The following is a 291-nucleotide window of genomic DNA, read 5'->3' on the forward strand; positions in this document are numbered from 1 at the left end:
GGCCGAGCCTGTCCTCACACAGCATGCCAAAACCCAGCGCGTCCATGAAGCCGGTGAGCACCGAAACCCCGGCATGGGAGATCAGCGACTGGCCGGTGAAACTGACCGGCAGGGGCGGGAAAACGAAGGTAGACTTTTGCATCGAAAGGGTGCTCCTTCACGACCGGGATTATTGGCTTAGACACCACTATTTTCCCAGTTCAGAGCACCCTTTCGCCTTTAAACACACCGTCCAGCGCCGAACCCATGAAAACCCCGGGTTAGACGGTGCGGTCCACCCGTGCACGCCAA

1 pseudogene is annotated in these 291 nt (G+C 58.8%); it reads right to left on the reverse strand.

Annotation, left to right across the window (positions count from 1 at the left end):
• Window positions 1-142 (reverse strand): annotated as a pseudogene (locus tag ACLRGI_RS23195) (IS1380 family transposase); the annotation flags it as partial.
• Window positions 143-291 lie beyond the last annotated feature (149 nt).

Source organism: Paenarthrobacter sp. PPS72, assembly GCF_048537125.1.
Lineage (GTDB): Bacteria > Actinomycetota > Actinomycetes > Actinomycetales > Micrococcaceae > Arthrobacter > Arthrobacter nitroguajacolicus_E.